Annotated in this window: 10 protein-coding genes and 2 pseudogenes; 5 read left to right on the top strand and 7 right to left on the bottom strand. The window is 64.1% G+C overall.

Going from position 1 to position 13,589, the window contains the following annotated elements; translation table 11 throughout:
* The first annotated feature begins 68 nt into the window (after positions 1 to 68).
* Positions 69 to 203, top strand: a complete 135-nt coding sequence (locus QFZ30_RS06755) for a hypothetical protein (RefSeq protein WP_307074655.1) — start codon at positions 69 to 71, stop codon at positions 201 to 203.
* Between the two features lie 6 nt (positions 204 to 209).
* Here the strand turns inward: QFZ30_RS06755 and QFZ30_RS21960 are convergent.
* Positions 210 to 1,141: pseudogene (locus QFZ30_RS21960) on the bottom strand (ABC transporter); the annotation flags it as partial.
* Between the two features lie 218 nt (positions 1,142 to 1,359).
* On the opposite strand from QFZ30_RS21960, the gene QFZ30_RS06745 reads away from it, so the two are divergent.
* Entirely contained in the window at positions 1,360 to 1,899 is a 540-nt protein-coding gene (locus QFZ30_RS06745) for a DUF1697 domain-containing protein (protein WP_307074651.1), read from the top strand.
* Between the two features lie 65 nt (positions 1,900 to 1,964).
* Here QFZ30_RS06745 and QFZ30_RS06740 read toward each other — a convergent pair whose 3' ends face one another.
* Complete coding sequence (locus tag QFZ30_RS06740) at positions 1,965 to 2,615, bottom strand: FMN-binding negative transcriptional regulator (protein WP_307074649.1); 651 nt, start codon at positions 2,613 to 2,615, stop codon at positions 1,965 to 1,967.
* Between the two features lie 4 nt (positions 2,616 to 2,619).
* Complete coding sequence (locus tag QFZ30_RS06735; RefSeq protein ID WP_307074647.1) at positions 2,620 to 3,609, bottom strand: DMT family transporter; 990 nt, start codon at positions 3,607 to 3,609, stop codon at positions 2,620 to 2,622.
* Here QFZ30_RS06735 and QFZ30_RS06730 point away from each other — a divergent pair.
* Positions 3,608 to 5,020 carry an aminotransferase-like domain-containing protein gene (locus QFZ30_RS06730; RefSeq protein WP_307074645.1) on the top strand — a complete coding sequence of 471 codons (1,413 nt, stop codon included), beginning with the start codon at positions 3,608 to 3,610 and terminating at the stop codon, positions 5,018 to 5,020. The genes QFZ30_RS06735 and QFZ30_RS06730 overlap by 2 nt on opposite strands.
* A gap of 45 nt (positions 5,021 to 5,065) precedes the next feature.
* On the opposite strand, the gene QFZ30_RS06725 is transcribed toward QFZ30_RS06730, so the two are convergent.
* Both QFZ30_RS06725 and QFZ30_RS06720 read right to left on the bottom strand, forming a co-directional pair.
* On the bottom strand, positions 5,066 to 6,682 hold the full coding sequence (locus QFZ30_RS06725) for a GTPase (RefSeq protein ID WP_307074643.1): 1,617 nt from the start codon (positions 6,680 to 6,682) through the stop codon (positions 5,066 to 5,068).
* Positions 6,679 to 8,095: pseudogene (locus QFZ30_RS06720) on the bottom strand (ABC transporter). Before QFZ30_RS06720 ends, QFZ30_RS06725 begins: the two are co-directional and overlap by 4 nt.
* A gap of 66 nt (positions 8,096 to 8,161) precedes the next feature.
* Between QFZ30_RS06720 and QFZ30_RS06715 the strand changes: the two are divergent.
* Positions 8,162 to 9,451 (top strand): ISL3 family transposase, encoded by a 1,290-nt coding sequence (locus QFZ30_RS06715; protein WP_307074641.1) that lies wholly within the window; start codon positions 8,162 to 8,164, stop codon positions 9,449 to 9,451.
* Between the two features lie 46 nt (positions 9,452 to 9,497).
* The gene (locus tag QFZ30_RS06710; RefSeq protein WP_307074639.1) at positions 9,498 to 10,361 is read left to right on the top strand and encodes a transposase; all 864 of its coding nucleotides are present in this window, start codon (positions 9,498 to 9,500) and stop codon (positions 10,359 to 10,361) included.
* Between the two features lie 214 nt (positions 10,362 to 10,575).
* Here the strand turns inward: QFZ30_RS06710 and QFZ30_RS06705 are convergent, their stop codons facing one another.
* Both QFZ30_RS06705 and QFZ30_RS06700 read right to left on the bottom strand, forming a co-directional pair.
* Positions 10,576 to 12,411, bottom strand: coding sequence for a polysaccharide pyruvyl transferase family protein (locus QFZ30_RS06705; RefSeq protein ID WP_307074637.1), 1,836 nt, complete (start codon positions 12,409 to 12,411; stop codon positions 10,576 to 10,578).
* Between the two features lie 76 nt (positions 12,412 to 12,487).
* Positions 12,488 to 13,495: a polysaccharide pyruvyl transferase family protein gene (locus tag QFZ30_RS06700; protein WP_307074635.1), complete on the bottom strand. Its 1,008-nt coding sequence runs from the start codon at positions 13,493 to 13,495 to the stop codon at positions 12,488 to 12,490.
* Between the last annotated feature and the right edge of the window lie 94 nt (positions 13,496 to 13,589).

Below are 13,589 nucleotides of genomic sequence, written 5' to 3'. Positions count from 1 at the left end.
ACCCGCAATCTGCGGACGATGATCCAGGCCAGAAGCCGCTGTCAACAGCGAAAGTAAAGGCAACCAAAATGGCAACAAGGGCAGAAAAAGCTAACTACAGCTACGGCGACTTTTACTGCTTCATGTCGCTCGCGGATTTCGCGGCATACGCCTCCACCGATGACGACGAGGGTGATGGCGGCTTTTCGATCAGGCTCGCCTAGAATGCGGCCTGGCGCCCGCGGGACTTCGGGCACAGGCATCCGGAAATAGCCCAAGGCTTTCAGCACGCCGAGCCAGCCGAGGCCGCCCAGCACGGTGAGCAGCGCCAGCCATTGCGCGACGTTGAAAACGCCCCACCACCACGACGTCCGGTTGGCGGCAAGGTCCGTCCCCGCGATGGCCTGTTCAAGGGCACCGGCAGCCGGTCCCGGCCTTCCCGGCCGGAACCGCGGATGGCCGCCCGCCAGGGACCGGGTGCTCCTGCACTGGCGGCCTCCGCGATTCACACACCGCCGCGTCCGTCCGGGCCGTTCCGGCGCCCCGGCCGGTGGCAGCGATGTCCTGTTCAGCTCTGCGGGGCGTCACTGCAGAGAGGACCGCGACCGGCACGTTCGCTGCCACTGCCAGTTCTGCCGACAGGCGCGTTTTTGCCGGCGCCCGGACCCCGGCGGCCTCGCCGTCCCCCGAAGCCTTCCGCAGCTCCTGCGACGCCATGGTGATATCCGCGGCCAGCCGTTCGGACTGCGCCTTGCGCTGCACCCCCACTTTCCGGATTGCGGCCAGGACCGCATCAACGCCGGCACCGGTAAGTGCGGACGTCGCCAGGACCCGGACCTTGGCCAGGCCGTCCCGGGCCAGGATGCCCCGCAGCGAGTCCAGCACCTGCCGCACATCGCGCTCCGGCGGCCGATCCACCTGGTTCAGGACCACCAGCGTGCGTGAGGGCACCATGGGAGGCCAGCGGTGCGAGGAAACCGTTGTGCACTGCCGCGTCGGCATACTTCTGCGGGTCCAGCACCCAGACCAGGACGTCCACTAGGCCAACCATCCGCTGCACCACTTCACGGTTGGCCGCCCGGGTGGAATCGAAGTCGGGCACGTCCAACAAGATTAGGCCGGTCTCCTCGTCCGCGAATCCCTCCACGGGCGCGGCATGGTGCAGGCGGTCTAGTATGCCGCCGCGGCGTTGGGTGTTGTCGGTCCGGCGTGGTGCACTCGGGCCGATGCGCTGCTCGGTGTTGAGGGCATCCACGTCAATTCCGTCACCGGCACGGGGAGCGGACTACTTCTGCGCGTCGAAACACCCACTGTCCTGGCAGGAGTGTTCGGGCCGCCGCTCCTGCGCTGTCCCACCCCGACCAAGGTTAGGATTTCGGCATGGGCAGCTACGCAGTCTTTCTCCGCGGCATCAACGTGGGCGGGATCAACATCAAGATGGCAGACCTCAAGGCCGCCCTCAGGTCCCGCGGATTCGATGACGTGAAGACCCTGCTGGCCAGTGGCAATGTGGTGCTCGCCAGCGAACAGGACGCTGCGGCAGTCAAGCAGCAGTTCGAAGAATGCCTCCGGGAATCATTCGGCTACGACGCCTGGGTGGTTGTCCTGACTGCGAAGCGCGTGTCCGCACTTGTGGACGCCTGCCCCTATCCGGAAGACGACAAGAGCACCCACACCTACATCACGCTGGCCTCGGACACAGCCATGCTGGATGAGCTCGATGCCGCCGGAGCTGCCCTTGAAGAGGCGGAACAGAAACGGCTCGGACCCGAGGCGCTGGCCTGGCTGGCCCCGGCCGGAGGAACCCTGGACAGCCCGTTCAGCAAGATATCCTCCAAAGCAAGGTTCAAGGCGACCACCACCACCCGGAACCTTCGGACCCTGATTAAGGTGCGGGACGCTGCGGCCGCCCTTGCATAAGCGATGGAACCCGGTCCCGCCTCACCGCGGGTTCCCGTGACCAGCTGATTGGTTGAGAGCCGGCACTAAGAGCGGCCGGGCTTCAGGTCCCCACGTCCGCGGCTTGCCCGCGCGACGTCGGCAGCACTCTCTGCCTGGCCGCGGTCATGAAGCCCTGCCACGATGCCATCGATGTCGGTGGCCGGCCGGTTCTGGCTGAGTTTGGTCTTCGCCTCGATCCTTGTGATGAACAGTTCGACGCCGACGATGGCACGTAGCTGCCCCGAGACATACCTCTCCGGTGCATCATCCACTGTCCAGGGCCGCTCCGACTTTGCTTCGTTGAGGTTGGTGAGCCGCCTGACATGGTGGCCGAGCCATGCTGGGTTGTCGTGGATGACGAGCTTGCCGTACACGTGGGCCGTCGAATAGTTCCACGTCGGTACGACGCGTCCGTGTTCGGCCTTCGATGCGTACCAGGAGGGCGAGATGTAGGCGTCAGCGCCTTGGACGATGGCCAGTGCTTCTCCGATCGCAGGCTCGGACCACTGGGCGTTGTTCCGGGCCATGTGGGTCTGCAGGGCGCCGTGTTCGCCCACCGAGGGGTCGTAGACGAAGGGCAGCAGCGTGGCGAGCAGGCCCTGCCCGGTCATGGTGACGAGGTTGGCTGTGCCCGGCCGGGTGAGGAGGTCATGGATTGCTTCCGGGCCTGCCGCGAAATGGGTTGGGATGTACATGGTGCTAATCCTTTGCTGGCTGGAGTGATTTTGTAGTGTGGAGGTCGGACGGCTGAGCCGGGGCAGGCCGGAGCCGGACGCGGACGGCAGCGCCGGCGCAGAGGATGACGGCCAGGCCGCCGATGAAGGTGATCCATGTGAGGGTCTCGCCCAGCAGGAGGCCCGCCCAGCAGATGGTCAGCACAGGTTGGATGAGCTGGACCTGGCTGACCTGGGCGATGGGGCCGATGGCCAGCCCGCGGTACCACGCGAAGAAGCCCAGGAACATGCTCACGACGCCGAGGTAGGCGAAGCTGGCCCATTGAAGGGGCGTGCCTGACGGCGGCTGCTGTGCGACTGAGACCGCCGTCAGGAACACCATCAGCGGCGACGCCAGCACCAGCGCCCAGGACACGGTCTGCCAGGCGCCGAGCTCACGGGCCAGCAGGCCGCCCTCCGCGTAGCCGATGGCGGCAGCCACCACGGCCCCGAGGAGCAGCAGGTCCGCCCAGTGCACCTGTCCGAAGCCGCCGGATTGCATGGAAGCGAATGCAATGGCCGCCAGCGCACCCGCGCCGGTGACCAGCCAGAACGCCAGCGGGGGACGCTCGCGCCCCCGGAGGACTGCCGCCGTCGCCGTCGCGGCCGGGAGCATCGCGATGACCACCGCGCCGTGGCTGGCGGCGGTGGTGGTGAGCGCGAACGACGTGAGCAACGGAAACCCAATCACGACGCCGGCGGCCACCACGGCGAGGCGCGTCCACTGCACGCCATAGGGAAGTCGCTGCCGGGTGAGTGCCAGGGCGAAGGCCGCCAGCACGGCGGCCAGTACGGCGCGGCCGGACCCGATGAAGAGCGGCGACAGTCCACCGACCGCGACCTTGGTGAACGGAACCGTGAACGAGAATGCCGCTACTCCCAGAAGGCCCCACCGGAGTCCGGTGGGCTGGCGGGACGCAATCCGGGACGGTATCACTGGCCGAATTAGGATAGTAGCGCTACTATTGTCTCTCATGAACAACGATAGCAGTTCCCGGATTGCGACGCGACTGCGGGAATGGATCGCCAAGGCTGCGCCCGGATCCAGGCTGCCGTCCACGCGGTCACTGGTTGCCGAGTACCAGGCCAGCCCCGTGACGGTGCAAAAGGCCCTCCAATCCCTCACCACGCAGGGCCTGATCGAGAGCCGGCCCGGCGTCGGGACGTTCGTGCGGGCGGTCCGGAGCGCGCGCCCGTCCGACTATGGCTGGCAGACGGCGGCACTCCGATCCCCGATGGCACCGTTGCCCCCGGCCTCCAGCACCATGCGCAACGTGGCGAACGATGCCATCTCCTTTCACTCCGGCTACCCGGACCGGGAACTCCTCCCCGAGCGGCTGGTACGGGCCGCCTTCACCCGCGCCGCCCGCGGCGACGCCGCGTTGTCCCGTCCACCCGCGGCGGGACTGCCGGAGCTCCAGTCGTGGTTCGCCCACGAACTCGGCGCTTCGACTCCGGCCGGAACCACACCGCCGAACCCGAGCGACGTCGTCGTACTTCCGGGAAGCCAAAGTGGCCTCAGCTCCATCTTCAGTGCGCTCGCGGGCCGGGGGCAGCCGCTGCTGATGGAGTCGCCCACCTACTGGGGCGCCATCCTGGCGGCGGCGCAGGCTGGAGTCCGCGTTGTCCCGGTGCCCAGCGGGCCTGACGGTCCGGACCCGGAGGAGCTGGCCCGGGCCTTCGAGGAAACCGGCGCGCGCCTGTTCTACGCCCAACCCAACTACGCCAACCCCACCGGTGCGCAGTGGACTGCTGAACGGCGTGAACAGGTCCTGGATGTAGTGCGTGCGAAGGGCGCGTTCCTGGTCGAGGACGACTGGGCGCATGACTTCGGCATCACCACCAACCCCGTGCCCGTCGCCTCCCGCGACGACTCCGGCCACGTTGTCTACCTGCGCTCGCTGACCAAGAGTGTGTCGCCGTCGATCCGGGTCGCCGCGGTCATCGCCCGGGGTCCGGCGCGGGAGCGCATCCTGGCGGACCGGGCGGCCGAGTCGATGTATGTCAGCGGGCTGCTCCAGGCGGCAGCGCTCGACGTCGTCACGCAGCCCGGATGGCAGACACACTTGCGCAGCCTCCGCCACCAGCTCGAATCCCGCCGCGACCTGCTGGTCACCAGCCTGCGCCAGCACGCCCCGCAGGCGCACATCGAGCAGGTGCCCAAAGGAGGGCTGAACCTTTGGGCACGCCTGCCGGACGGGACCGACCTGGAACGGCTGACCCGCGACTGTGAAAGCGGCGGAGTGATCATCGCAGCCGGGCGGGAGTGGTTCCCCGCCGAACCTGCAGGCGCGTTCATCCGGCTCAACTACTCCGGGTCCAATCCGGGGGCCTTCCCCGAGGGTGCGCGGATCATCGGCCAGGCATTGGAACGCAACAGGTCCTAGTCCATCGGAGAAGCAGAAGCCCTGTGTTGTCCTGTGGCGCTCCCTTTACTTGGCGCCAGCCGCCTTCAGGGCGGCGTTGAATGACCTGAGCCGGCTGACCTCCACCTCCACAGGCTCCACCACCAGCTCCCGGGCAACCTCCGCAACGGCGGTCCGGAGCCGTTTCCTGGCCCTGGCGGCCCGAGTCTTTGCTGCGGCCGCCCCGACAAATTTTCCGGCCAGTGCCAGGAAAACACCAAGAACCACACCAACGGCAACCATCAGGGTAGGTGCGGGCCAGCCCTCCACCCGGGGCACCTCCGGGACAGGCATCTGGAAGTAGCCCATGGCGGCCAGCAATCCCAGCCAACCGAGCCCGCCCAGCACCGTGAGCAGCGCAAGCCACTGAACGACGTTGAACACGCCCCACCACCAGGATTTCCGTGATGCCATCAGGTCCGTGCCTGCGATGGCCTGGTCCAGGGCATCGGGCAGCCGCTCCCTCCCCTCCCGTGCGGCGCCGCGGATCGCCGCGCGCCATGGCCCGGGCGCACCCGCGCTGGCATCGTCAGCGAATCCACGGACCGCCGCATCCGTTCGGGCCCTTTCGGGGGCGCCTGCAGGAGGGAGCGATGTCCGGTTGAGTTCCGGCGCGGAAGCACTGCGCAGGTTGAGCCGCCGCAACGGATCCGGCCTGAACCGGACCAGCCAGCGCGTCACCGGCCAGCCGGTGCGGCGGGTTGACTCCAGGCGGTAGGAACGGGCCACGGCGCCAACCACCAAGGGTACATTGGCGGCCGTTGCCAGCTCATCAGCAAGCCGCGCTTTTGAGGCCGGCCTGACCCCCGCGGCCTCACGGTCGCCCGAAACTGTCCGAAGCTGAAGGGAGGCCCGTACAACGTCGGCGGCCAAACGTTGTGAGGACGCCTGCCGTTGCACCACAACATGGCGGATAGCGGAGCGGACCGTGTCCACGCCGGTACCCACCAGTGCCGAGGCCGCCAGAACCTGGACGTTCCCCAGCCCGTCGCGTGCAAGTATCCCCTTCAGGGACTCCAGCACCGGCTGCACGTCCCGTTCGGGAAGCCTGTCCACCTGGTTAAGAACCACCAGGGTGACGGCACCGTGCGCGGCAAGAGGCGCCAGGAATTCATTGTGCACGGCGGCATCGGCGTACTTCTGCGGATCCAACACCCAGACCAGGACATCCACCAGGCCCACCATGCGCTCCACGATCCTGCGGTTGGCTGCCCTGGTGGAATCGAAGTCCGGCAGGTCCAGCAGGATCAGTCCAGTGTCCCCATCCGCGAACCCTTCCACCGGGGTGGCATGGTGCCGGTTCCGCACCTCCAGCCAATCCAGCAGCGGTTCGCTGCCGTCGTCTCCCCAGACCCCAGCCAAGGGTTCCGACGTTGTTGGCCGGCGGGCCGCCGCCGTCGCGATCTCAGCGCCGCTGACAGCGTTGAAGAGCGATGACTTGCCGCTGCCGGTGGCGCCGAAGAAGCCCACTACTATGTGGTCGGCGGACAGCGAGCGCCGGGAGCTGGCGCGCTCAAGAAGCTCGAGCACCTCCGCCAATGACTCGTCGGGCAAAACGCCGTCGGCGAGTTCACGGGCATCGTTCAAGGCTTCAAGCCTGCGGTCCAGCTGCGATGCTTCGCGGGCATCGCTGTGGCGGCTCATGCGCGGCCCGCCAGCTGCTCCAAAGCGGCCGCGTGGCCTGTCAGCACGCGTGCGACGTCGGGGTCGCCGTCGGGGAGGCGGATAAGGAATTTCTGTTGCTCCACCTGGAGCAATTTCTGGCACCGCGCGTGAAGGTCCTCCCGGGCTTTCTGCGCAAGCCGGCGGACAGCATCCTCACCGAACACGGCCTCCAGCAGCTTCTGGCCGACGACGACGGTGCCTCCCGCCACTCCGATCTCCAGCCCGGTGAGGCCCGCAGTCATTGAAATCACTACGATCATCAGCGCGGCGCCCAGTCCGTTGATGCCGAAGGAAAGCCACCTGGCCTGCGTCCGCTCCGGAAAAACTCGCCAGTCCCCACGAAGTCCTGCCATCGGGCCAGAACCTCTCCCCGGAGCAGCGCACCGTCCTTGGTGGCGTCCAGGATGCGGGCCGCCGCGTCGCGATAGGCAGCCAGTGCATCGGCCTGGAGCGTAGCAGCGCCCCGCTGCTGCTCCTCTGCAGCCTGCGCCACGCCGGCGACCCGTCCAGCGAGCGCCCGGACCGTCCCGTGGAGGGTCCGGCGGGCGATTTCCGACCGGCCCGCTGCGTCAGCCGCCAGTTCCTACAGCCAGGACCGCAGCGGTTCCATTGCGTTCGGCGGCAACATTCCCAGGGGGGTCAAGCTCCGTCTCGCGCACAATGAAGAGTCCGTCTCCGCCAAGGCCTTCCTTGTGCAGAAGCGCGCGGAGATCCGCGCTCACTTCCGCTTCTGCCTCCGGCGGCACGCGGTCCAGCACCACGGCCACCATGATGTCCCGCGAGGCCGCATCCAGGAGGAGCTTCCAAGGAACGGCGTCTGCGTAGCGGTTGGCCGTGGTCACGAAGACCCAGAGATCCGCCGCGGCCAGCAGCAGTCGACATCGGGCGCGTCGAGCACGGCAATCCCCTGCGGAACCGCGGGGTCCGCCACCAGCACCAGCGAGGAAATTGCGGCGGCGTCAGGAGTTGCTCCGGCCTGGCTGGCAGGGATGGGATCCGAAGAAACGGTACCCCTGATCCGATTCAGGCTGGGCAGGACCGCTGGCCTTCGAACCAGGCGGCGTCGTCCGGGTGCTGCAGCAGGATGGGCTGCCGGGTAGTGGGCCGGATGGCACCCGAGCGCGTGACCGGATGTCCCACCGGCGCGTTGACCAGTGTTGACCTGCCGGCGCCTGTGGAACCCCCTACGACGGCAAGGAGCGGCGCGTCCAGGCTGCGATATCGCGGAAGGATGTAGTCATCCAGCTGGGCTACGGTGGCACGGATGTCTTGCCGGACACTGTTTGAGTCGGGCAGTGCCAGTGGCAGGGTAGTTGCCGCCAAGTCGCTGCGGACTGCCTTTAACGGCTCTTCACGGTTCGTGGGGAATTGATCTCGTGTCGTATATCCCAGAAGGGCCCGTGGCCCTGCTGGGATGAGTGTGTCTAAGCATTCAAACCAGGAACAGGACCACGAGTCTTGATCGAGCCTACTTCCCCGCGCCCCGATGCTGCCACCGCCATCTTCAACCTGCCCGACTACCGAGTCACCGGCACCGAGATCCTCGCATTCGGTCAGCGACGGATCCACGTCGAAGCCACCGCCGAGTCCGGCTGCCCGTCCTGCGGTGTGATCAGCACCCGGGTGCATTCACGTCGGCCACAACGTCTGCGTGATATCCCCGTCGCCGGACCGGTCGAAGTTGTCTGGGCCAAGCGGAGATTCTTCTGCGATGAGTACCTGTGCCCGCGCAGCACATTCACCGAGGAAACCGCCCAAGTCCCGCGCCGGGCACGGTCCACCCGTCGGCTCCGGGATGCCCTCGTGGCCGCCGTGATCGGATCCGGGAGAGCCGCCGCGGAGGCTGCCTCCTCGTTCGGTGTCTCATGGTGGCTAGTCCAGCGCGCCCTGGACTCCGCGGCGCTGACCCTGCCTGATGTCGATGCCCTCGCACCGCGGATGCTCGGCATTGATGAGCACCGCTACCGGTCCGTGCGGTTCTTCCGCGACCCGGCCACCAAGGCCTGGAAACGCTACGAACCCTGGATGACCACCATAGTCGATCTGGACACCGGACAGGTCCTCGGGATCGTGGACGGCCGCGACAGTGAGGGTGTCGGGGACTGGCTGTTCGCCCGGCCGCTGCAGTGGCGCCTGGGCGTGCAGGTCGTCGCGATCGACCCGTCGGCCGCATTCCGCAAGGCGTTGCGGATGTGGCTGCCACGGACCGCGGTCTCGGTCGACGCGTTCCACCTGGTCAAGCTCGGCAACGACATGCTCACCGAAGTCCGGCAGCGACTCACCCAGCAGGTCCACGGCCGGCGGGGACGCTCCATTGACCCGGTCTGGGCCAACAGGCGGCTGCTCTTGCGCGCCGGTGACTCGCTCTCGGACCGGGCACGGGACAGGCTCAGCACGGTGTTCGCAACCGACGATGCCACGGGGAAGCTGCAGGTGGCCTGGCTGGTCAAAGAGCAGCTCCGGACGCTGCTGAGCACAGGGTCCCTCGCTGACGCGGCCGCTGCAAAAGACCGCCTGCGGGTCCTGGTCGAACGTGCCGCGCAGCCTGAAACAAACCGGCTCTGGCGCACGGTCTGCCGGTGGTGGAAAGAGATTGAAGTCCTGATCGTCACCGGTGCGACAACGGCGAAAGTGGAAGCCAACAACACCGCCATCAAGCACATAAAAAGGACAGGCCGGGGATTCACCAACGCACGCAACTACAAAACGCGTATCCTGTTGCGCAGTGCCGCCAGAACAGCGGCATGAAGATGCATCACGGCAGAACATTCACCACGAACCGTGAAGAGCCGCATTGACTGAGGCCTGTCTCCTCACGCTCCCCGACGTGGACAAACTCAGCCCGCGGATGCTGGGCATCGACGAGCACCGGTTCCGATCCGTCCGGTTCTTCAGGAACCCGGGATCCGGCTCCTGGGTCCGGCATGAGCCCTGGATGAAAACCATCGTGGACCTGCATACCGGCCAGGTCCTGGGGATTGTGGACGGGCGGGACCACAAGGGCGTCGGGGACTGGCTCTTCGCCCGGCCGCTGGCCTGGCGGTTGGGCGTGCAGGTCGTCGCAATCGACCCCTCGGCGGCGTTCCGGAAGGCGCTGCGGATGTGGCTTCCGCGCACGGCCGTGGCCGTTGACCACTTCCATCTGGTCTCCCTGGCGAACCAGGCAGTGACCGAGGCCCGGCAGAACCTGTCCCAGCAGGTCAAGGGCCGTCGCGGACGGGGCATTGACAAGGCATGGGCGCACCGGATGCTGCTCCTCCGCGCCGGCGACACCCTCTCCGACAAAGCGGCACACCGCTTGGCCGAGGTCTCTACAGCTGATGACGCGACCGGCAAGCTGCAGGCCGTATGGAAGGTCAAGGAACAGCTGCGGATACTGCTTCGAACCAGCTCACTGGCCGACGCCGCCGACGCGAAGGAAGAACTCAAAGCCCTGGTCGAGGCAGCAGGACGGCCGGAAACAAACAAGCTCTACCGCACCATCTGCAGATGGTGGAACGAGATCGAGGTCCTCATCGTCACCGGCGCCACGACGAGGAAGGTCGAAGCAAACAACACCGGCATCAAACACATCAAACGCACGGCCCGCGGCTACCGGAACCCAGCCAATTACAAATCAGTTATTCTCATGAGAAGTGCCGTCCGGACGGCGGCATGACACTCATCCGGGAATTACCTTCCCCATGAACCGTGAAGAGCCCCTTTAACAGGCCTAAACCATTGGCTACTCGGGCCGCTGTGACCTGCTCAGCGCGGGGCTGCATATCATCTGCAGCATTTTGCGAGGTCACTGTCCCATCATGCCAGCATCAGCAGCTCAGTGCTCCACTGCCACGCAGTTGAACGGCACGCTCCAAGGAAAGCCAGCTAAATCAACTGTGGAATGCATCCAGCAAGCGCTGTTCGTCGAAGTCAATGGCCACTGAGCTGGGACAAAGACGTGCCAGGTGCTCGCCAAGGACATCAGTAACTTTCAACGGATGCACGGTCTGCACGGGAAGGCCGACTGACAGGAAATAATCTGCGAACTTCAATCCATCTCCTGCAATACTCGAGCCGTCATCAGCGAAGGTGCACCAACGTGCAGGAATTCCGTATGCATTGGCAATGATGATTCCGTGAAGTGAGGTGGATAAGATCATCTCGCAGTCGAGAACATCATCAACCACCCGCTCTATCGTGGATTCACCAACTCCGGCCAAGCAAATGTCTTTAACTCCATCGAACTTCAGATCTAGGGCGTTCTGACTCACGTGCCGGATAAACCCGAGCTTATAGGTGGGTTGGCGGTTCATACGCGGCAAGTATCGGGGCAACAGGAGCCCAGGATCGCCGTAAATCGGGGGACATCTGCCTCCGCTTTCAAGCACTAGATCCCTCGTTAGGGGACCCCGAACAGCCTTATATCGCGCCTCGGAGGAAAGCCGGTCAGACATCCTGGGTGACCCTGAGCCCCAAACCGTCGATTTTTCCGTGGCGAATTTAATGATGCTGCCGATTGCTAGGAGACTGCTGTCACGCCGCCCAAACTTAGCCGGCACGCCCGAAACTTTTTCTACGATCCAAGGGCTAAGAATATCGCCGAAGTTGCCTGGATAGGGCGTCTTCATCCACCACATCGAGACCCGTGACGAATCGGGTATTCCCGCCGCAGCGGCGCGTTCGTCGAGGCTAACGTCGTAGGCCGCAGACTTCGCCCTGGCTCGGACGGAAACGTCCTCGTTGAGGAGCAGATGTTCTATTTGGGCTCTACACCCTTTGAAGTCCTTCTGCTCCTGTAGGCGCCTCAGCAGTTCCTCGCGCACGGCCGATTCGTCTGGAGCTCGCTCCAAATAGGCAGTGAGCACTCCTTGGGACTCAGCCCCCTGTTTGTTCAGCTTAAGATATCGGGACAGCCTGACCACAGCCTCAGGGTCGCTAGGCACGGCTGTTGCAGACCGCTGTGCCAGGCGCAAAGCCCCTAAATTATCGCCGGCTTTCATAGCATCCATGGCCTCGGCGCCCAGAACCCTGGAGCGCAAAGAGGGACTATCAATACGACGCTGATGCTGCTCAACCTGCCGGCGGAAGGACGACACGTTGCCGCTTTCACCGATGACAAAAACACTGGTCTCTGTCGCCACTGCGGAATCCCGGACGATCAGTTCCGGAGACAGCAAACCCACCGAAAGCTGATCTCCGTGCGTCGTCCACGTTTCGTGCAGCACCCAATCATCGGTGACGCGAGTCGTAGCGGACCGTTCCGCATCGTTCATCAGTTCGATGAAACGTGATGCCTTGATTGTCCCGCCGAAGTACAAAACAGCAGGAATCCAAAATCTGGTGGTTTCATATGGATCGTAATCCCGGATATATCGGAACCGCCCGCAGAAACCGGCAATATCGAAGTTGCAGCTCTCAAGTACCTCTGGGATGGCCAGCAGCCTGGTGTCCACGTCGACCCAGAGAATGGCCCCAAACTTGGCATGCATACGCCTGTAGAAATCGATTTTCAATCTACAGATTTGGTCCCATTCCAATCCTGCTGCGTCGAGCTCCTCAATGCAGTGGGGCATCCCCAGCCGTTCGCAGTCGGCTTTCAGGCGTTCTGCCGCCGACGAATAATAAGCATCACCAGCGTAAAAACTTACGAGTGTAGGTAGTCCCGTTGTTGGCCGCGAAGAGGCGCGTCTGCCGGCCTCCGGTTGCCCGCTCATCTCTGCTTCCATTACTCCCCGATATTGTTTGATGTGTCGACTCCTTGGTCAGGGTGTAACAGTAGTGCTGCCTCACCTTGCACGTCGCTCAGCTGCGAGGAAAATCCTTGTTAATGCACCGCACCACGGCATGCACGCCTTCAAATGCTTCCTGGCGGACTGCGAGCAGTGCGTCTTCGGAAATCGGCATCTTTGCGAGCCGTACCTTGTTCAGGAGTTCCTCATCTGAGGAACTTGAGAGAAGAGGGGTGCGGCCAAGACGCCGATACAGGTTTCGTGATTTCGAAGTTGACGACAGGACCACTGAGGATACCCCGTATGTCGAAGCAACCACCGTGCCGTGGAACTTGTTTGAAATCAAAACCTCCAGGCCGCCGATAGTGGAGCTAATCTCGTCTAGTATCTCACTCTCAAAGATTATTTGATTTTCGAGCGGAAATTCCTGCGCTACTTTGAGATCCGCCGCCCGCGTTTTTCCCGTGGCCATCACAACGTTCAGGATGTCGTATCCCTCGGACTGCAATTGGCGGCAAACGTTCACGAGAACAGTGGGATCCGAGTCAGCGCGGTGCGTCCTCAGTGAGATTCCAACAGTGGGCTTCTGAAACTTTCGCGCCGGCGGGTAAAACCCGCTGAAAGCAAGGTCGGCATGGCTCCGCACCTCAATTTTTGGGTTTAGCTTCTTGCGGATCCACTCGGCGCTCTCGACATCGCGGGCGGAGATGTAGCGGACGTTGGGGTGTTGGAAGAAGTACTGCAATCGTTCCATAACATCCGGCGCTTCCGTCCTGATCCACGTGGGAACGCCGACCCCTGAAATGTAGACCGGCTTCTTCAACCATGCCCGGTTCCAGTAGAGCGGCGAAATCTTGTTGGGAATCACCAGGTCACCGCCACCAATAACCACACCATCAAACTCGTCAATAATTGCATCGGCTGGTCTACTGAAGTAGGGGTGCTCGAGCTTGTCATGGACAAGCTCCGTCTCGTGAACTGTTCCTATTGAATTTGTCCAAATTCGGTGGAACAGTTCATCGCCATAATTTCCCCATCCAAAAAATCCTACAAGTCCAATTCTCGCCATTATTTTTTCCACCTTTCACAAGCTCTAAAGAATGGTATGTGCCGCCCAACCTAAGATGTCCGCCGGCACTTCCGAAAGCCGTCCGACGCCGCCTCCCTGATCCGGC

The organism is Arthrobacter pascens (genome assembly GCF_030815585.1).
Lineage (GTDB): Bacteria > Actinomycetota > Actinomycetes > Actinomycetales > Micrococcaceae > Arthrobacter > Arthrobacter pascens_A.
The sequence above is the reverse complement of the archived record's forward strand: the minus strand, read 5'-3'. Positions and strand labels throughout refer to the sequence as shown.

Coding starts and splice junctions, on each gene's coding strand:
- QFZ30_RS06755 (WP_307074655.1), top strand. CDS start 69: ATGGCAACAAGGGCAGAAAAAGCTAACTACAGCTACGGCGACTTTTAC.
- QFZ30_RS06745 (WP_307074651.1), top strand. CDS start 1,360: ATGGGCAGCTACGCAGTCTTTCTCCGCGGCATCAACGTGGGCGGGATC.
- QFZ30_RS06740 (WP_307074649.1), bottom strand. CDS start 2,615: ATGTACATCCCAACCCATTTCGCGGCAGGCCCGGAAGCAATCCATGAC.
- QFZ30_RS06730 (WP_307074645.1), top strand. CDS start 3,608: ATGAACAACGATAGCAGTTCCCGGATTGCGACGCGACTGCGGGAATGG.
- QFZ30_RS06735 (WP_307074647.1), bottom strand. CDS start 3,609: ATGAGAGACAATAGTAGCGCTACTATCCTAATTCGGCCAGTGATACCG.
- QFZ30_RS06725 (WP_307074643.1), bottom strand. CDS start 6,682: ATGAGCCGCCACAGCGATGCCCGCGAAGCATCGCAGCTGGACCGCAGG.
- QFZ30_RS06705 (WP_307074637.1), bottom strand. CDS start 12,411: ATGGAAGCAGAGATGAGCGGGCAACCGGAGGCCGGCAGACGCGCCTCT.